The sequence below is a fragment of the Kribbella sp. NBC_01245 genome (assembly GCF_036226525.1).
GTDB lineage: Bacteria > Actinomycetota > Actinomycetes > Propionibacteriales > Kribbellaceae > Kribbella.
Genome location: NZ_CP108487.1, coordinates 3487563 through 3506740 on the forward strand (window position 1 = coordinate 3487563; position 19178 = coordinate 3506740).

At 66.4% G+C, this 19178-nt stretch carries 16 protein-coding genes; 6 read left to right on the forward strand and 10 right to left on the reverse strand.

Features of this window, described 5'->3' with window-relative positions:
• Positions 1 to 163 precede the first annotated feature (163 nt).
• Together OG394_RS15330 and OG394_RS15335 are read left to right on the forward strand one after the other, a co-directional pair.
• Positions 164 to 325: a hypothetical protein gene (locus OG394_RS15330; RefSeq protein WP_328996022.1), complete on the forward strand. Its 162-nt coding sequence runs from the start codon at positions 164 to 166 to the stop codon at positions 323 to 325.
• A gap of 104 nt (positions 326 to 429) precedes the next feature.
• On the forward strand, positions 430 to 1191 hold the full coding sequence (locus OG394_RS15335; RefSeq protein ID WP_328996023.1) for a GntR family transcriptional regulator: 762 nt from the start codon (positions 430 to 432) through the stop codon (positions 1189 to 1191).
• Positions 1192 to 2065: 874 nt separating this feature from the next.
• On the opposite strand, the gene OG394_RS15340 is transcribed toward OG394_RS15335, so the two are convergent.
• The 6 genes from OG394_RS15340 to OG394_RS15365 all read right to left on the reverse strand — a co-directional run bounded on the left by OG394_RS15340 (position 2066) and on the right by OG394_RS15365 (position 10376).
• Entirely contained in the window at positions 2066 to 3007 is a 942-nt protein-coding gene (locus OG394_RS15340) for a TerC family protein (RefSeq protein ID WP_328996024.1), read from the reverse strand.
• Positions 3008 to 3105: 98 nt separating this feature from the next.
• Complete coding sequence (locus OG394_RS15345; RefSeq protein ID WP_328996025.1) at positions 3106 to 3660, reverse strand: hypothetical protein; 555 nt, start codon at positions 3658 to 3660, stop codon at positions 3106 to 3108.
• Between the two features lie 2 nt (positions 3661 to 3662).
• On the reverse strand, positions 3663 to 5159 hold the full coding sequence (locus tag OG394_RS15350) for an Nramp family divalent metal transporter (RefSeq protein ID WP_328996026.1): 1497 nt from the start codon (positions 5157 to 5159) through the stop codon (positions 3663 to 3665).
• A gap of 57 nt (positions 5160 to 5216) precedes the next feature.
• Positions 5217 to 7370, reverse strand: coding sequence for an acetate--CoA ligase family protein (locus OG394_RS15355; protein WP_328996027.1), 2154 nt, complete (start codon positions 7368 to 7370; stop codon positions 5217 to 5219).
• A gap of 24 nt (positions 7371 to 7394) precedes the next feature.
• Positions 7395 to 8621 carry a formyl-CoA transferase gene (gene frc / locus OG394_RS15360; protein ID WP_328996028.1) on the reverse strand — a complete coding sequence of 409 codons (1227 nt, stop codon included), beginning with the start codon at positions 8619 to 8621 and terminating at the stop codon, positions 7395 to 7397.
• Between the two features lie 15 nt (positions 8622 to 8636).
• Positions 8637 to 10376, reverse strand: coding sequence for a thiamine pyrophosphate-binding protein (locus OG394_RS15365; RefSeq protein ID WP_328996029.1), 1740 nt, complete (start codon positions 10374 to 10376; stop codon positions 8637 to 8639).
• Positions 10377 to 10593: 217 nt separating this feature from the next.
• Between OG394_RS15365 and OG394_RS15370 the strand changes: the two genes are divergently transcribed.
• Positions 10594 to 10857: a hypothetical protein gene (locus OG394_RS15370; RefSeq protein ID WP_328996030.1), complete on the forward strand. Its 264-nt coding sequence runs from the start codon at positions 10594 to 10596 to the stop codon at positions 10855 to 10857.
• Here the strand turns inward: OG394_RS15370 and OG394_RS15375 are convergent.
• Positions 10854 to 11432, reverse strand: a complete 579-nt coding sequence (locus tag OG394_RS15375) for a hypothetical protein (RefSeq protein ID WP_328996031.1) — start codon at positions 11430 to 11432, stop codon at positions 10854 to 10856. The two genes, OG394_RS15370 and OG394_RS15375, sit on opposite strands and share 4 nt — an antisense overlap.
• Before the next feature lie 7 nt (positions 11433 to 11439).
• A complete protein-coding gene (locus tag OG394_RS15380) occupies positions 11440 to 12810 on the reverse strand; it encodes an MFS transporter (RefSeq protein WP_328996032.1) in 1371 nt (456 codons plus the stop codon).
• A 277-nt stretch (positions 12811 to 13087) separates the two neighbouring features.
• Here OG394_RS15380 and sucC point away from each other — a divergent pair, with 277 nt between their 5' ends.
• The 3 genes from sucC to OG394_RS15395 are packed head-to-tail and all read left to right on the forward strand — an operon-like array spanning position 13088 to position 16048.
• Positions 13088 to 14251 carry an ADP-forming succinate--CoA ligase subunit beta gene (sucC, locus tag OG394_RS15385; protein WP_328996033.1) on the forward strand — a complete coding sequence of 388 codons (1164 nt, stop codon included), beginning with the start codon at positions 13088 to 13090 and terminating at the stop codon, positions 14249 to 14251.
• Positions 14252 to 14263: 12 nt separating this feature from the next.
• On the forward strand, positions 14264 to 15154 hold the full coding sequence (gene sucD, locus OG394_RS15390) for a succinate--CoA ligase subunit alpha (protein ID WP_328996034.1): 891 nt from the start codon (positions 14264 to 14266) through the stop codon (positions 15152 to 15154).
• A 21-nt stretch (positions 15155 to 15175) separates the two neighbouring features.
• Positions 15176 to 16048, forward strand: coding sequence for a 2-hydroxy-3-oxopropionate reductase (locus OG394_RS15395; protein ID WP_328996035.1), 873 nt, complete (start codon positions 15176 to 15178; stop codon positions 16046 to 16048).
• A 377-nt stretch (positions 16049 to 16425) separates the two neighbouring features.
• On the opposite strand, the gene OG394_RS15400 is transcribed toward OG394_RS15395, so the two are convergent.
• Both OG394_RS15400 and gcl read right to left on the reverse strand, forming a co-directional pair.
• Positions 16426 to 17400: a 2-dehydropantoate 2-reductase gene (locus tag OG394_RS15400; RefSeq protein WP_328996036.1), complete on the reverse strand. Its 975-nt coding sequence runs from the start codon at positions 17398 to 17400 to the stop codon at positions 16426 to 16428.
• Positions 17401 to 17412: 12 nt separating this feature from the next.
• Positions 17413 to 19152, reverse strand: coding sequence for a glyoxylate carboligase (gene gcl, locus OG394_RS15405; protein ID WP_328996037.1), 1740 nt, complete (start codon positions 19150 to 19152; stop codon positions 17413 to 17415).
• Positions 19153 to 19178: the final 26 nt, after the last annotated feature.

Below are 19178 nucleotides of genomic sequence, written 5' to 3' on the forward strand. Positions count from 1 at the left end.
AGTGAGGTAGTTCACCGCCCTGGAACGCGCTGTGCGCGCCTCTGTAACGGGGATCACGTGAGATGTGGGCATAACCGGTTCAGTGGGCTGGTTGAATGTATACAGAAGCCAGTATTTCGGAGCCGCGATGGTTCCGGAATCAAGTTGAGAGGAAAGCAAGACCATGATCTTCACCCGTAGGTTCGGCGCTCTCGCCGCTCGTCCGCAGTTCGAGGACGCGCCCGAGCTGCTCGAGGCCAACCTTCAGCTCGAGCTCGAGCGTGAACTCGAGACGCTGCGCAAAGACACGGAAAACGAGCAGGCCAGGAACGAATCCGCGGCCTGAGCACTTGGTAGACTGTCTACACAAACCAACGGCTTTTCAGGTCCATGACCCGATCGCCGGTGGATGATCGGATGATCAGTGCGGGCTGACTTTGAGAGGGCCAGATGACAACAACGAGTGTTGGCACGGGAAGCGGCGCCGACGGTGCCACCGGTGTCCGTCATCTCAAGCGGCCGACGCCGCTTCGGGAGTCGGTCTACGAGGCCCTCACCGAGATGATCATCGACGGAACCCTCGAGCGTGGCAAGCACCTGGTCGAGGTGGAGCTGGCCGGCATGCTGGGCGTGTCCCGGCAGCCGGTGCGGGAGGCTCTGCAGCGGCTGAGCAACGAGGGCTGGGTCGATCTGCGACCCGGCTTCGGCGCCCAGGTGCATGTGCCCGCCGAGGACGAGGTGGACCAGCTACTGGCCGCCCGGGCCGCGCTCGAGTCGGAATCGGCGCGGCTGGCGGCCCGGCACGCGAGCAAGGACGCGGTCACCCGGCTGCGAGAGCTCTGCAAGGAGGGCGCCGCCTTCCTGGACGCCGGTGACATCGACGCCACCGTGCGCACCAACGCCGAGCTACACCGCTCGATCACCGAGATGTCGGGGAACAAGTTCCTGGTGGACTTCGCCGCCCAGGTCGACCGCCGCGTCCGCTGGTACTACACCCCCGTCGCCCCCTTCCGCGGCCAAGCCTCCTGGCGAGAGCACACCCGCCTCGTAAAGGCCATCGCCGACGGCGACGAGGACAAGGCGGCCGAAATCATGCGCCAGCACACCGAACACACCCGCAAGGCCTACCACGACCTCCAAGCCGAATCCGCCACCCCGGCTCCCGCCGCCGAGCCCAAAAAGCCGTCCCGCCCCCGCCGCCCCACCTCCTAACCCCCCTCGAACGCCGGCCCCTGTTTTCCGGGGGCCGGCGTTCTTGCGCGTCCCACGCTTGTGGGTCTCACGCCGTACGTCGACCGCGAGCGCAGTCCGCGCCTGGCGGCCGGGTGGTGCCGGACTTGGCGACGAGTGGACGCGTTTTGCGCCCTGTCGCCTGCCACGCACAAACCTTGATGCCACGTCCAACCTGGCTCGATGCGGGGCGCAAAACGCGTCCACTCGTCGCCAAGTCAAAGGCGGCCCGCGTTCGCCATTCCCCACACGCCGCACCTCGGTCCCCGCAGTACGACGCTCCCGGTCGGCCGTACGACGTCCCTGGTCCCCGTCCCCCCGCCGTACAACGCCCCGGTCCTCGGTCCGCCAACGAAGTCCCGGGCCACCGCGACTACCCGGTGACGGTCGGACGTGGAATGCGGCCCGCCTGCGGATACCGCCGCCACGGTCGGACGCAGAATGCGGCCCACCTGCGGTACCGCCATCACGGTCGGACGTGGAATGCGGCCTGCCTGCGAATGCCCTGCCACGGTTGGACGTGGAATGCACACGCGTGGGCCGAATTGGGGATAAGTCTCTCGCGAGGTGCCTTGTTGTGTTTGCAGACGCGCGACACAAGGAGGCACTTCGCGGGAGGGTTATCCACAAATCACGCCGTACGTCGACCGCGAGCGCAGTCCGCGCCTGGCGGCCGGGTGGTGCCGGACTTGGCGACGAGTGGACGCGTTTTGCGCCCCGTCGCCTGCCACGCACAAACCTTGATGCCACGTCCAACCTGGCTCGATGCGGGGCGCAAAACGCGTCCACTCGTCGCCAAGTCAAAAGGCGCGCGCTCTTGCCAAGGCCGAGGCGGCGGGCGTTTCGGCGGGATGGGCTACGCGGATTCGGCCGGTTCCGTGACGGGTTCGGGTGTGGGGGTGTCGGTGGGGGTGTTGCGGGTGGTGTGGGCGGATTTTAGGAGGCTGGCTATGGCGGTGATGGTCAAGGTGCCGAGGATTACGCCTAGGGAGACGAGGATGGGGATTTCGGGGGCCCAGGCGACGCCTTCGTGGTGGAGGGCTTCGAGGATGAGTTTGACGCCGATGAAGCCGAGTACGACGGATAGGCCGTAGGAGAGGTAGACCAGGCGGTCGAGTAGGCCGCCGATGAGGAAGAACAGTTGGCGTAGGCCCATTAGGGCGAAGGCGTTCGCGGTGAAGACCAAATACGGTTCTTGGGTGAGGCCGAAGATGGCCGGGATCGAGTCGAGCGCGAAGAGCAGGTCGGTGGTGCCGATGGCAACCATCACGATCAGCATCGACGAGGCCGGCAGCACGCGCTTGACCGCCTTCAGGGCGGCGTTCTCCTTGAACTCGTCCTCTTCCTTGGCGGTGGCGAGCTTCCAGGCGGTGTAGATCAGGAACGCGCCAAAGATGAAGAAGACCCAGTCGAACCGGGAGATCGCCTCCGCGCCGATCGCGATGAACGCGCCGCGCATCAGCAGGGCCAGGGCCACACCGACGAGCAGCACCTTCTGCTGCAGATGCCTCGGTACGGCGAAGCGGGACATGATGATGATGAAGACGAACAGGTTGTCGACCGACAGCGAGTACTCGGTCAGCCAGCCGGCGAAGAACTCACCACCCGACCGGCCACCGGCGGCCAGCGTCAGGCCGACACCGAAGGCCACCGCCAGGCCGACGTAGAAGACGACCCAGTAGGTGGCTTCGCGCAGGCTCGGTTCGTGCGGCTTTCGGGCGACGATCAGGAAGTCCAGTGACAACAGGGCCGACAGGGCGATGAGCGTGACGATCCACGCCGAGAGCGATACGTCCATGAACGGTCTCTCCAGCAGGTCTAAAACGCGATGACGGGACTAAGCGCCAACCAATAGGCGCCAAACCACTTAGCGCCAAACGTCTAAGCGCCGTACCACTAAGCGGGGGCGCGCCGTTTTCTGGGACGCGGACGGCCCCGGCCCGCGGCGGCCTTGCGCTCCTCGAGCGAGACCGCCATCTCCTTGTACTGCTCGACGCAGCGATAGGCGTACTCGTTGTGCTCGCGGATCCGCGGCCACCAGTGCCGCCCTAGCTGCTCGTGCATCCAGAGGAACCCGATCGCGAAGCCCATACTCAGCAAGGCCCGGAACGCGAGGAACTCCAACGGCGATTCCGGCAACCCAGGCGAACCAACGATCACCCACTCGGTCACGGCCGCATGCGCCATCAACGCCAGCGGGAACCCGACCAACCAGTAGACCGCGGCCGGCGCGAACACCCCGGTCGGGACCTTGCCGAGGGCAACGAGTACGGCGTACCCCGTGCTGAAGAACGCGATGGGTACGCCGAGGGCGAGACCGGTGAGGACCGCCCAGCCGGTGGGCTGGCCCGCAAAGGCGGCCAGCCCACCGGCCACCAGGCCGGCGGCGACTCCGATCGACAGGGCAGGGACTGAGAACTCAGCCAGCTGCCGGACCTGGACCTTGGACATGATCAGCCCACGACCACACCGAAGCGGACCAGGCTGTAGAACAACATGCCCAGGTAGAACACCGCACCGAAGCCGATGATCAGGTTGCGCCCGATCCCCGGACGAATCGGTTTGGGTAGCAGCTTGTTGTTCACGAGCAACAACACCACGCAGTACGCACCCATGGCGAAGGTGGACAGGAACGCGAGGATATCCAGGATGCTCGCGGGACCATCCGCCGGACCGAACAGCAGGATCAGGATGCCGAACGTGATGACTCCCCACAGGAAGCCCGCGTACAACCGGGACATACCGATCTTCTTCGCACCAGGCACGAAGTAGTACGTCATATCGGCCTGTCCCCGGGAGAAGGAGTCGAACAACCCGAGCGTCGCGTTCAGGCCGATCAGCGCGATGAAGCCGAAGAACGCCGTACCGAGGATCGGGCTGCCGGCCGAGGCGAAGGCGTCCGACATGGCCTTCAGTGCTGCCTCCCGGTCACCACCCTCGATCAGAGCGCCGACGTTCGGATTCTCCCGGGCCGCCGACATGGCCAGCACCGTGAACGACACCGTGACGAGCATCGTGATGCCCCAGAAGAGCAGGAGCGCGTCGAAGGTGACCCACCGGCGCCACCCCTTCCACTTCTCCATCTCGGCCGGGTCCTCGGTGTCGAACATGTACCCGCGGGACGGCATCGACTCCGCCTCGCCGGCGGTGCGCAGACCCCGAACCTTCGGGATGTGCGAACCCATCGCGGCACCGCTGTCGCGCAGCTGCAGCGTGTACCACATCTGCTGCATACCCGACGGACCGGCGAACGCGATCGATCCGACGATGATCGGGAACCACACGTCGGACAGGGCCTTGTCCGGCAGGAACCCGAAGGCGAACATGCCCGAGATGGTCGACGCCAGGTCGTCCCAACTGCCGACGATCGACGCGATGATCGCCGTACCGACGACCAGGAACCCGATCAGGAATCCCAGCACCTTCTCCAGGAAGCTGTAGATCACCGAGAGCATGCTGAACAACACGCCCACCCCGACCAGGGCGACACAGGCCGAGACCTGCCAGGGAATACCCGATATCTCCTCGAAGGCGGCGGCACCGGCCGAAAGGTGTCCGGGCCAGATATAGATCAGGATCGCCGCGACGTAGAAGAACCACATCATCGGTTTGAAGATCCGCGCGGCGCCGAAGAAGATGCTCTCCCCGGTCGCCATCGCGTACCGCGCCATCTCCAGCAGCACGAACGCTTGCAGGGTGACACCGACCAGGAACAGCCAGCGGATGTCCGGGCCGAACACCAGCACCAGCCGGGGCCACATGTAGGACTCCCCCATGCCCACGCCGAGCGCGACGAGGAAGACCGTCGGCCCGAGAATGTGGATCGATGGTGGTGCCTTAGGCAACTTCCGGATCGGCATCGGTTCGAGCCGGCCCGCCCGCCAGACGCGCTCCTCGGTAACCGGGGAGGGACCGTCTGGCAGATCTGAGGTACTGCTTGTGACGTCCAAGGCGGACTCCTTAGGATCGACGCCAACTGGGAATTTACCCCCGCCGTACTGCTGCTGCTAGGTTCCTTGGGTACCGACCAGTCCCGCATTTCGCGCCCAGCGGTACTTGGCGCCGAGCACGGCCACCGGAGTTTCGGTGGTGTACGGGTACGCCACCACCCCGCGCTCGTAGAGGTACTGGCTGGCCTCCTCGACCTCGACGTCACCCGAAAGTGAGGCGACGACAGGCTTGGAAATGCCCTTGGCCCGGTATTCGGCCACCACGTCCGCGACCAGTTCGGCGAACACCATCGGTGGCGTGACGATGGTGTGCCAGTAGCCCAGGATGAGCGCGTGGATGCGGTCGTCCTGCAGGCCCAGGGCGATCGTGTTTCGATAGGTGGACGGGGGTTCGCCGCCGGTGATGTCCACGGGGTTGCCCGAGGCACCGAACGGTGGGATGAACTTCTTGAACGCCTCGTCCAGGTCGGCCGGCATGCCCATCAGGTGCAGACCGTTGTCGACGCAGGCATCGGAGAGCAGCACTCCGGACCCGCCCGCGCCCGTGATGATGACGACGTTCTCGCCCTGCGGAGTGGGCAGCAGCGGGATGCCCCGGGCGTACTGCAGCATGTCGTTCAGTCCGGGGGCCCGGACCACACCCGACTGCCGCAGAATGTCGTCGTACACCTTGTCGTTGCCCGCGAGCGCTCCCGTGTGGGAGCTTGCCGCCCGCGCGCCCAGATCCGTTCGGCCGGCTTTGAGCACGACCACCGGCTTCTTCTTCGACACCCGCGAGGCCGTCTCGGCGAACGCGCGACCGTCCTTGAGGTCCTCGAGGTGCATCGCGATCAGGTTGGTGTTGTCATCGGCCTCGAAGAACGTGAGCAGGTCGTCCTCGTCGATATCGGCCTTGTTGCCGACACCCACGATCGCGGACACCCCCATCCGGCTCGACCGGCTGAACCCGAGGATCGCCATCCCGATACCGCCGCTCTGCGAGGAGAGCGCCACGCTGCCCTGGACGTCGTACGGCGTGCAGAACGTGGCGCAGAGCTTCTCCGGCAGGTAGTAATAGCCGTAGATGTTCGGCCCGAGAATGCGGACGTTGTGCTTGCGTGCGACCGCGAGTACCTCGTCCTGCAGGGCCTGCTCCCCGGTCTCGGCGAAGCCCGACGGGATCAGGATCGCCCCGGCGACCCCCTTCTGACCGCACTGCTCGAGCGCACCGGCGACGAACTTGGCCGGTACGGCGAACACGGCGACATCCACGTCTCCGGGTACGTCGGTGATGCTCGGGAACGCCTTCAGCCCGAGGACCTCGCCACCCTTCGGGTTGATCGGGTAGATGTCGCCCTGGTAGCCGCCGTTCACCAGGTTCTTCATGACCGAGTTGCCGATCTTGCCGTCCTCGTTGGAGGCACCGATCACGGCGACGGCGCGCGGTTTCATGATCCGCGTCATCGCCGTCAGGATCTCCTCCTGCGTGAACCGCTCCACCGGTACGCCGGCGGTGGGATCCACGATGATCCGTACGTCGACCGCGGTGGCGCCGTCCGGCCCGGCCAGTACCGGGTTCAGGTCGACCTCGGCGAACTGCGGGAAGTCGCTGACCAGATCCGACAACGCGGTGATGATCCTCGCGATGGCGGGTTTGTCGACCGGCTTCGAGCCGCGGACGCCGTTCAGCATCTCGTGCGCGCTGATGCCCTCCACCATCGAGGCGGCTTCCCCAGGCGACGTCGGCGCCAGCCGGAAGGTGACGTCCTTCAGTACCTCGACGAGCACCCCACCCAGGCCGAAGGCGACGAGCTTGCCGAAGGTCTGGTCGGTGATCGCACCGACGATGACCTCCTGCACGTCCGGCCCGCGCTGCAGCATCTTCTGCACCTGCACACCGGTGATCTCCGCGTCGGCCTGATAGTTCTTCGCATTGGCGACGATCTGGCCGAACGCCTCCCGCGCCGCGGCCTCATCGGTCACGCCGACCACGACCCCACCGGCGTCCGTCTTGTGCAGGATGTCCGGCGAGACGATCTTCAGTACCACCGGGAAGCCGATCTCGGCCGCGAGCGCCGCGGCGCCGTCAGCGGTGGTCGACAGACCCTCGCCCGGGGTGGGAATGCCATAGGCGTCGGCCACCAGCTTGGCCTCCGGCGCGCTGAGTGCGGACCGGCCCTCTGCCAGGGCCTGATCGAGGACCGCCTGGACCGCTGCCTTGTCGTAACTCATATCTCTCCTCCAGAGGTGCCAGGGTCAGACGACGCCGGCGGTCTTCAGGGCTTCGAGGTCCTCGGCGCTGATGCCGAGCTGGCCGTAGATGTCCGCGTTGTGCTCACCGAGACCGGGTGAGGTCTCGATCTGTACGGGTGAGTCGGACAGCTTGATCGGCATGCCGACCGTCTTGAAGCTGCCGCGCTGCGGGTGCTTGACCTCCACCACCGCACCGAGTTCGGCCAGCGTCTCGTCCTCGATCAGCTCGCGGGTGCTGAGAATCGGGCCACAGGGCACGTTCAGCGCGTTGAGCTTCGCCATCACCTCGAACTTGGTGTGCTCCTGCGTCCACGCCTCGATCAGCTCGAACATCTTGTCGAGTTTGTCGAGCCGGGCCGGCGGGGTGGCCCACTCCGGGTCCTCGGCGAGCTCGGGCCGGCCGATCAGGTTCGCGATCGGCGCCCAGCCGGGCGGCTGCACGATGACGTAGATGTAGTCGTTCGGGCCACCCGGCGAGCAACGCACCGCCCAACCCGGCTGACCACCACCGGAGGCGTTGCCGGAGCGCGGGACCTCGTCGCCGAAGTCCTGGTTCGGGTACTCCTTCAGCGGGCCGTGCGCCAGCCGCTGCTGGTCGCGCAGTTTGACCCGGGTCAGGTTCAGTACGGCCTCTTGCATCGCCACGCTGACCCGCTGACCCTTGCCGCTCTGCACCCGCTGGTAGAGCGCCGCGAGAATGCCCGCGACCAGGTGCATACCGGTACCGGAGTCGCCGATCTGGGCGCCGGTCGCAACCGGCGGGCCGTCCTCGAACCCGGTCGTGCTCATCGCGCCGCCCATGGCCTGGGCGACCACCTCGTACGCCTTGAAGTCCTCGTACTTGCCAGGGCCGAAGCCCTTGATCGAGGCGAAGATCAGCCTCGGGTTGATCTCCTGCAGGCGCTCCCAGGTGAAGCCCATCCGGTCGACCGCGCCGGGGGCGAAGTTCTCCACCAGGATGTCGGACTCCTGCACCAGCTTGGTGAAGATCTCCTTGCCCTGGTCGGACTTCATGTTCAGGGTGATGCTGCGCTTGTTGCAGTTGAGCATCGTGAAGTACAGGCTGTCGACGTCCGGAAGGTCGCGCAGCTGCTGGCGGGTGATGTCGCCCGTAGGCGCCTCGAGTTTGACGACATCAGCGCCGAGCCAAGCCAGGATCTGGGTGCAGGACGGTCCGGACTGCACGTGGGTCATATCGAGTACTCGGACACCTTCAAGGGCTTTGCCCATGATCAGCCTCCCGGGCTACTTGTACATGGTCTGGTTCAGCGTTCCGGGCGCGTACGCATCCGGATCAACCCACACGTTGATCAGCGACGGCAGCCCGGACTCGCGCGCCCGCTGCATGGCCGGCCCGATGTCCTTGGGATCGCGGACCTCTTCGCCGTAACCGCCGAGCATCTTCGCGAACTCGTCGTACTTGACGTCACCGAGCGTGTTGCCGATGCGACCACGGTCATGGCCGTACTTCTGCTCCTGGCCGTACCGGATCTGGTTCATCGACGAGTTGTTGCCGACCACCCCCACGAACGGGAGGTTGAACCGCACCAACGTCTCGAAGTCCCACCCGGTAAGGGAGAACGCGCCATCGCCGAAGAGCGCGACGACCTCCTTGTCCGGCCGGGCGTACTTGGCCGCCATCACGAACGGGATGCCGACGCCGATGGTGCCGAGCGGTCCCGGGTCCATCCAGTGACCGGGCGACTTCGGCTGGACGACGCCACCGGAGAACGTGACGATGTCGCCACCGTCGCCGATATAGATCGAGTCCTCGGTGAGGAACTCGTTGATCTCGTGCGCCAGCCGCAGCGGGTGGATCGGGTTCGCGTCGGACAGCTGTCGCGGGAGGCGCTTCTGGTACGACGCGTCCTCTTCCGCGCGCAGCTCGTTGAACCACGCCTTGCGGTCGTTCGCCTTGTTGTGCAGGCGCCCCGACGCTGCCTGGGTAACAGCGGCGAGGATCGCGCCCGGGTCGCCGACCAGCCCGAGGTCGATATCGCGGTTCCGGCCGACCGTGCGGTAGTCCATGTCGATCTGTACGACGGTCGCGTTCTTCGGCAGCCGGCGGCCGTAGCCCATCCGGAAGTCGAACGGTGTACCGACGATCAGGATGACGTCCGCGTTGTTGAACGCGTACCGGCGGGAGAGGTGGAAGTGGTGCGGGTCGCCGGGCGGCAGCGTGCCGCGGGCCGAACCGTTCATGTACGCCGGGATGTTCAGCGTGCGGGCGAAGTCGATCGCCGCGTCCGTACCGCGTGACGTCCAGACCTGCGTGCCCAACAGAACGGCCGGCTTCTCGGCCCGGACCAGCAGGTCCGCCAGGGCCTCGATACCGGCTGGGTCGCCGATGCTCTTGGTGGAGGCGCGGTAGCGGCCGGCCTCCGGAATCACTGCCTGCTCGATCGGTACCGAGCCGTCCAGGATGTCCCGCGGGATCTCCAGGAACGACGGACCGGGTGCGCCGTTGTAGCACTCCCGGAACGCCATCGAGACCATGTCCGCCACTCGCGACGTGTGCGGCACCGTCGCGGCGAACTTCGTGATCGGGGTCATCATGTCGACGTGCGGCAGGTCCTGCAGCGAACCCATCTTGTGCTGGTTCAGGGCTCCCTGGCCGCCGATCAGCAACATCGGGCTCTCGGCCCGGAAGGCGTTCGCGACACCCGTGACGGCGTCCGTCGTACCCGGGCCGGCGGTGACGACCGCGCAACCGGGCTTACCGGTCATCCGGGCGTAACCGTCGGCGGCGTGGGCGGCGACCTGCTCATGCCGTACGTCGACGACCGCGATTCCTTCGTCCACGCAGCCGTCGTAGATGTCGATGATGTGGCCGCCACAGAGGGTGAAGATCACGTCGATACCCTCTGCTTTGAGGGCCTTCGCGACCAGATGACCACCTGAGATGGTGGTGGCCTCCGCGTCCGACTTCTGGTCCGGCGAACTGCCGTTCGCGGCGACACTGGTTTCCGACACTGTTTGAGCCATCTGTGTAGTCATCTCCTCGAGGGGGAGGCCGGTTGTTCTGGTCTATGAGTCCAGCCGGTTCGTAGATTGCATACCGTATGGTGTAGCCGTATTCATAGCCCACCTACCGGCCGGTTGTCCAGGCTTCGGCGAGTTCTAGGCGACTGTATGCAGTATCCCGTATGCTCGGCAAGAGTACTCTTTCAGAGTGTGGTTTCAGAGTGTGGGGAGAACGCCTGTGAACATCCGCGAAGACCTTGACCAGGCCACCCGTGCGGCAAGGGATCTCGAGACCGCCGTACGTCGCCTGCAGAACCGGATCGGCCGGCACCTCGACGTCCAGCGCCTGGCCGAGGACGTCGAGCGCTGCCAGTCGGACCTGCGCCGGCTGATCGGTCAGACCCGCCGGCCCGCAGGCCATCCCGAGCTCGTGATCATCCCTGACGACGACTACGACGCGAGCATGTGGCAGGACGCTGACCACGAGGGAGTTCGTCCCTAAACAAGGGTGAGGCGCCGTGGGGGCGGTGCCGAGGAGAGGCATAGTTTGAGGAGCCGCCGGAGTTGGGCGTCACGACCGGCGCCGGCGGCTTTCGCTGTTACGGCGACAGCTTCGGCCGCGTGTTCGGTGGAGACATAGGTGCGGTAGAACGGCTCGCTGAGGCCGACGCGGTCCAGTACGGGGAACCACCAGCGCGCCGGGCCGGCCAACGCCGGTTTGCCTTCCATCAGGAACAACGCCGTACGACGAGCCAGCTCGAGGCGCCGACGTTCATCGTTGCTGATCAAGTCCGACCGGGGACTGGCGAGCGCGTTCGAGACGCACAACGCGACCAGCCGGGCCGACGTACCGAATCCTGCGTGCGCGGTGTTCACGAACGCGGGCGCGAACTCCCGGAGGGCAAGCCTGCCGGAGATACTGCTGTGGTCGTGCACGGCTCTCGCGATCGACCCGAGCGTCGGATGGACGCAGCTCGGGTGATCCGTCCACGGCTCACGGGCGAGCTTCGAGACGAGCTCAAGCAGACAAGGCGATTGGCGCTCGGCGGCACTGAGGCGGTCGTACCGTGACTTCATCGTCGACTCACTCACCCGGCCGAATGGCGGCGACCACGGGCTGACCGAGCTGACTTCGTTGCCCCTCAGCCGTCAGCACGGGTCTGCCCGGCTGGCGTAGGAACCGCACCGGCAAAGCCGCTATGAGGCCAAGGACTCCGGCTACTGCGAAGACGGGTTGGTAGCCGACGGCAACTACCAGCGAGGCGGCTGCGCCTACACCCACCAGGCCACCGAAGGCCTTTGCGCTGTAGAGGATGGCCTGGTTCTGCAGGAGGCTGTTCTCGCCGAAGTACTCGAGGACGAGGTTGGCCATGATCGCGTAGAAGGCGCCACCACCAAGGCCGGCGAACATCGCGCACACCACGAACAACCACGCGATGCCGGAACCGCCCGCTAGTGCGAGCCCGACATGCGTCACGCCCTCGACCGCGAAGACGGCCGCCAATACCCGGCGCCGCCCGAACCGGTCGGACAGATGGCCCGCGGTGGACCGGCCGAATCCGTTGACCGCGGCAAGCATCGCGGCCGCCACGCCCGCCGTTGCCGCACCCACGCCCGCCTCAACGCCGTACCCGAAGACAAAGGCGATCCCGAACAACGAGATCGCCGTACTCATCGCGAGCGCGAGCCACATCAGCGGCAGCGCCCCGGTGCGGAAGGCCTCGCCGGGTGCATAGTGCCGTACGGCGGGCCGGTTGTGCGGGTAGCTCCGGTTGAGTTTGCGGTCGACCGCCCACGCTTGCGCGTCGAGCTCGGCCGGCCACCAGTGCGGCGGCGGATCCTTCAGCACCTTGGCTGCCACTAGGACCACGACGAGGGCGGCTGCCGCTGCCAGGTCGAATACCAAGGTGGACGACCAGACCTGCAGGAGCAGGATGCTCGGCACCGCGCCACAGGCGAAACCGCCGGTCACGAATCCGATCGTGGCGGTACGACGCTCGGGGAACCACCTCGCGGCCGTGGTGATGCAGGCGGAGTAGACGATCCCCGCGCCGACACCTCCGATGACGGCATACCCGGCGAGCGCGGCGCCGTACGAGCTGGTGTGCGCGAGTGAGATCAGGCCGATCGCGGCGAGTGCTCCGCCGAGTACGACGAGGTGCGCGGGGGTGACGCGGCGCTGGCGGTGCACTCGGGCGACGGGGACGGCGACGATGGCCTGGCAGGCGACGAAGAGCGCGAGCAACCACATTGTCTGGACAAGACCCCAGCCGTGTTCGCCTTGCAGAGTGAGAGCGGTAACACCGAAGGAGTACTGCAGTGGGCTGATCGCGACCAGGCACGCCCAAGCCGTCCAGAGCTGCCAACTTCGGCTTCGTCCGGTCAGCTCCCGTGGATCCTCACCGACGCGATACCGCCGGCCGTAGACATCACGCACATCCCGCGTTGTGGTCATCCGGATCGCCTCCTCGGCTACTGCATACCGTATGAAGCCTTCGTACTCCTCCGACCTCCGGCTTGTCCAGAGGCGAAATATTGCGACTTCTTGTGAATCGATGTGTATACAGCATACAGTCGACCCAGCGGTCTGCGACTGCCAACTGTTCTTTCCCGCGAGTGGTCGCGTCTGGTCCCCGCGGCGGTCCGGTAGCGGTCGGCGGGTCCGGACCAGACGCGACCACTCGCGGGAAAGAACAGACCACTCTGCCCCGATGCTTGGGAGGAACCACGCTATGGATCTGATGGAGTACCAGGCCAAGGAACTCTTCGCGAGACACGACGTACCGGTCACGCTCGGCACGGTGATCGACGACGCCGGGCTCGCCGCCGAGGCCGCCGAGGCGCTTGGCGGCCGGGTCGTGGTGAAGGCCCAGGTGAAGGCCGGTGGCCGCGGCAAGGCCGGTGGCGTCAAGCTCGCGGCCGATCCGGCCGAGGCGGCCGCGCGGGCGGAGGAGATCCTCGGCATGGACATCAAGGGCCATACCGTGCGGCAGGTGCTGCTCGCCCCGGCGGCCGAGATCGCCGAGGAGTACTACTTCTCCTTCCTGGTCGACCGGGCGAACCGCGGCTACCTGTGCATCGCCAGCACCGAGGGTGGCGTCGAGATCGAGGAGGTGGCCCGCACCAACCCGGACGCAGTCGCCAAGGTCGCGATCGACCCGCTGGTCGGGGTGGACGATGCCAAGGCTTTGGAGATCGTCGCGGCCACGGGGTTCCCGGCTGAGGCTGCTGACGTGATCAAGAAGCTGTGGGATGTCTTCATCAAGGAGGACGCGTCCCTGGTCGAGGTCAATCCCCTGGTGCGGTTGGCCGACGGCCGGCTGGAAGCGCTCGACGGCAAGGTGACGCTGGACGAGAACGCCGCCTTCCGCCACGCCGAGCACGCTGGTTTTGAGGACGACGCCAGCGGTGACCCGTTGGAGGTGGCGGCGAAGGCCAGGGGCTTGAACTACGTGAAGCTCGACGGCCAGGTGGGCATCATCGGCAACGGCGCGGGTCTGGTGATGTCGACCCTGGACGTCGTCGCGTATGCGGGCTCGCGCCACGGTGGCGTGAAGCCCGCGAACTTCCTCGACATCGGCGGCGGCGCTTCGGCCGAGGTGATGGCGAACGGCTTGCGCATCATCCTCAGCGACCCGCAGGTGCACAGCGTCTTCGTGAACGTCTTCGGCGGCATCACCGCGTGCGACGCCGTTTCGAACGGGATCGTGCAGGCGCTCGAACTACTCGGTGACCAGGCCGACAAACCCCTCGTCGTACGGCTTGACGGTAACAACGTCGAGGCCGGCCGGCTGATCCTGCACCAGGCCGACCATCCGCTGGTCACGTTGGTGGAAACCATGGACGGTGCGGCCGATCGCGCCGCCGAACTCGCGGCGCTCGCCGTGGCCAAGTAGAGGAGTGTCGACATGGCGATCTTCCTGACCGAAGAGAGCAAGGTCATCGTGCAGGGCATGACCGGCTCGGAAGGCCAGAAGCACACCAGCCGGATGCTTGCCTCCGGCACCGATATCGTCGGCGGCGTGACGCCCGGTAAGGGCGGGCAGTCGGTCGAGTTCGGCAGCCGGGTGGTACCGGTGTTCGGGTCCGTCGCCGAAGCGGTGAAGGAGACCGGCGCGGACGTGTCGGTGGTGTTCGTACCGCCGCGCTTCGTCAAGGGCGCGGTGATCGAGGCCGTCGACGCGGGCATTCCGCTCGTGGTCGTGATCACCGAGGGCGTGCCGGTGCATGACACGGCGACGTTCTTCGCGCATGCGCAGGCGTCGGGCACTACGCGCATCATCGGGCCGAACTCCCCTGGTCTGATCAGCCCTGGCCGTTCCAATGCCGGCATCATCCCGGCCGATATCAGTGCCGAGGGGCGGATCGGGCTCGTCTCGAAATCCGGCACCTTGACGTACCAGATGATGTACGAACTGCGCGACTTCGGCTTCTCCACCGCCATCGGTATCGGCGGCGACCCGATCATCGGCACCACGCACATCGACGCGCTCGAGGCCTTCCAGGCGGATCCGGATACCGACGCCATCGTGATGATCGGCGAGATCGGCGGCGATGCCGAGGAGCGCGCGGCGGCGTACATCGCTGATCACGTGACGAAGCCGGTCATCGGGTACGTCGCGGGGTTCACCGCGCCCGAGGGCAAGACGATGGGCCATGCGGGGGCGATCGTGTCGGGCTCGTCCGGGACGGCTGCCGCCAAGCAGGAGGCGCTCGAGGCCGTCGGCGTGAAGGTCGGCAAAACCCCATCCGAGGCCGCGCGGTTGATGCGCGAGGCGCTGCAGCGTCAGCCGGTTTAGCTTCTGTTGAAGGGATCGAGTATGAAGATCGGATTCATCGGCCTCGGCATCATGGGTTCGCCCATGGCCGCGAACCTGCTGCGCGCTGGGCACGAAGTCACCGGGTACGACGTGGTGCCGGCCTCGGTCGAGCGGCTGCTCCGGGCCGGCGGCAAGCCCGCGCCAACGATCGCCGAGGCGGTCGCCGGCGCGGACGTGGTGATCACGATGCTGCCGGACTCCCCGCAGGTCACCGAGGTGGTGCTGGGACCTAGCGGCGTACTGGAGTCGGCCGTCGAGGGCCAGCTCTTGATCGATATGAGCTCTATCGCTCCCGAGACGTCTAACGCGGTGGCGTCGGCTGCTTTGCCGTTGGGCGTGCGGGTACTCGATGCGCCCGTGAGCGGCGGTGAGGCCGGCGCGATCGAGGCGTCGCTGTCGATCATGGTCGGCGGTCCTTCTGAGGTCTTCGAGGCGGCTAAACCTGTGCTCGACTTGCTGGGGAAGACCGTCGTACACGTGGGCCCGGCCGGCTCTGGGCAAACCGTCAAGGCGGCGAACCAGCTGATGGTGGCCGGCATCATCGCCCTCGTCAGCGAAGCCATCGTCCTGCTCGAGGCTTCGGGGGTCGACAGTACGAAGGGCCTCGAAGTGCTCGCCGGTGGTCTTGCGGGCAATACCGTCCTCAACCGGAAGGCGTCGACGATGCTCGCGCGCGAGTTCGCCCCGGGCTTCCGGATCGACCTCCACCACAAGGACATGGGCATCGCCCTAGCCTCCGCCCGAGCCGCCGGCGTCTCCCTCCCGGTAACCGGCCTAGTAGCCCAACTAGTAGCCTCCGCCCGCTCCCAGGGCTACGGCTCACTAGACCACTCGGCCCTACTCCAGGTAATCGAAAACCTCTCCAAGCCCTAACCCACACACGGCCGGGTGGCTCCCCCATCGGGAACCACCCGGCCTCCCCACGTCTATGCATTCATTCGTCGGAATCTGCCCTCGCCAGGCTGCTTACCTGTATAGGGCTGCGGTGGTCGAGGGCAGATTCCGACGAATGAATGCATAGACGTTTGCGCGGTTAGGCGGTGCCGAGCGCGCTACCACCCCACCCGCCGACTACCAGCCTGAGCCCCGCGCCGCACACGCACGGGCCGATTTGGGGACAACTCTCTCGCGAGGTGCCTTGTTGCGCTTGCATACGCGCGGCGTAAGGAGGCACCTCGCGGAGGGGTTTTCCACAAATCCGCCCGCGGGGGTTGACGGTTGGGGGTTTGGGCGGTGCCGTCGTTGGGGGGTTAGGCGGTGCCGACCTTGGTGCTTAGGAGGTCGGTTACGGCGTGGACTGCCTTGAGGGTGGGGGCGGGGGTGGCGGTTAGGTCGGCTAGTTCGACTACGGCGGCGAGGATTACGTCTAGTTCTAGGGGTTTGTCTTTTTCTAGGTCTTGGAGCATGGAGGTTTTGTGGGCGCCGACTCGTTGGGCGCCGTCGAGGCGTTTGTCGACGGAGATCGCGGGGTGACAGCCGACGGCTGCCGCGATGGCGAGGGTTTCTTCCATCATGAGGCGTACGGTCGCGCGGGTGCCGTGGTGTTTGGCGATCTCGACCATCGTCGCCCGGGCGAGCGCGCTGATCGGGTTGAACGCGGCGTTGCCGAGCAGCTTGATCCAGATGTCGTTGCGGATATCCGTTTCCACCGGGCATTTGAGGCCGCCCGCGATCATGGCCGCGCTGAACTCGAGGCACCGGTCGGACGTCGTACCGTCGGGCTCGCCGATCGAGAAGCGGGTGCCTTCGAGGTGACGGATCAGCCCGGGCCCTTCGATCTCGGTCGAGCAGTAGACGACACAACCGACGGCACGCCGCAGCGGTAGCACCCGGGTGACCTCGCCGGCCGGATCGACCGACTCGACGCGGCGGCCTTCGTACGGGCCCTTGAGTCCGTGAAAGTACCACCAGGGGATGCCGTTCTGCGCGGCCACCACCGTCGTACTCTCGTGGAGTAGTGGCTCGATCAATGGCCCGCAGGAGGCGTACGAGTTGGCCTTCAGGCCGAGGAAGACGAAGTCGACCGGGCCTACCTCGGCCGGGTCGGCCGTCGCCGGGGTCATCGCGACGAAGTCACCGCGAGGCGAGAGGACCTTGACGCCATTGGCCTGGATCGCTTCGAGATGGGGGCCTCGGGCAATCAAGTGGACCTCGGTACCACCCCGGTGCAGGGCCGCTCCGACATAGGCGCCGATCGCGCCCGCACCCAAAACCGCGACTCTCATGCCGGTCACCTCCTAGCCCTTCCCCGAAGTCGACGGCTCGGCCTCGAACTCGATGACGTTGTCGATCTCCGTGCCCATCGACACGTTCGTGATCCGCTCGAGGATGACCTCGACGATCACCGGCACCTCGAACTCGGCCATCAGCTTGCGCGCCTCTTCCAGCGCGGGCTGGATACCGTCCGGTTCGAAGACCCGCAACGCCTTGCAGCCAAGGCCTTCCGCGACCTTGACGTGGTCGACGCCGTAGCCGCCGACCTCCTCGCTGTTGATGTTCTCGAAGGCCAGTTGCACGCAGAAGTCCATGTCGAACATGCGCTGCGCCTGCCGGATCAACCCGAGATAGGCGTTGTTCACCACGACATGGATGTAGGGAATGTTGAACTGGGCACCGACCGCGAGCTCCTCGATCAGGAACTGGAAGTCGTAGTCGCCGGACAACGCGACCACCGTCGCATCCGGATCGGCGACCGCCACGCCAAGCGCGGCCGGTCCGGTCCAGCCGAGCGGCCCGGCCTGCCCCGCGTTGATCCAGTGCCGCGGCTTGTAGACGTGCAACATCTGCGCGGCCTGGATCTGGGACAGCCCGATCGTCGAGACGTACCGGGTGTCCGGCCCGAAGACCGTGTTCATCTCCTGGTAGACCCGCTGCGGCTTGATCGGGATGTTCTCGAAGTCCGTACGTCGCTGCAGGGTCCGCTTGCGCTCGCCACATTCGCCCGACCAGCGCGAGCGGTCCGGCAACTGTTGCGCGCGAGCCACTTCGAGCAGAACCTCCAGGGCGGCCCTCGCATCGGAGACCACGCCGAGGTCGGGCGCGAACACCCGGCCGATCTGCGTCGGCTCGACGTCGATGTGGATGAAGGTCCGGCCCTTCGTATAGGTGTCGAGGCCGCCGGTGTGCCGATTGGCCCAGCGGTTCCCGATCCCCAGCACGAGGTCGGACTCCAGCATGGTCGCGTTGCCGTAGCGCTGCGAGGTCTGCAGCCCGACCATGCCAGCCATCAGCGGATGGTCGTCCGGGATGGTCCCCCAGCCCATCAGCGTCGGCACCACCGGGATACCGGTCAGCTCGGCGAACTCCACCAGTAGCTCCGCGGCATCGGCATTGATCACGCCACCGCCGGCCACGATCAATGGCCGCTCGGCCTCGGCCAGTAGCTGAAGCACCTTCTCGGCCTGCGCTCGGGAAGCGCGTGGTGTTGCCACCGGCAACGGCTCGTACAAGTCCGGGTCGAAGTCGATCTCCGTGAGCTGTACGTCGAGGGGCAGGTCGACCAGCACCGGGCCGGGTCGTCCCGATCGCATTAACTGGAAGGCTTTCTGGAAAGTACCCGGGACCTGCGCGGCTTCCATCACGGTGACGGCCCACTTGGTCACGGGTGCCGCGATCGCCTGGATGTCGACGGCCTGGAAGTCCTCCTTGTGCAGCTTCGCCACCGGGGCCTGGCCGGTGATGCACAGGATCGGGATCGAGTCGGCCGACGCCGAGTACATCCCGGTGATCATGTCGGTACCGGCCGGGCCGGACGTACCGATGCAGACGCCGATGTTGCCTGCCTTGGCGCGGGTGTAGCCCTCCGCCATATGGGAAGCGCCTTCGACGTGCCGGGCGAGCACGTGCTTGAGCTCGCCCTGGTCGCGCATCGCGGAGTAGAACGGGTTGATGGCCGCACCGGGCAGGCCGAACATGTGGGTGATGCCCTCGCGGCGCAGAATCTCCACCGCGGCACGGGCCGCTGTCATTCGGGGCATGGGCGTGCTCCTTGCAAGGTTCAAGT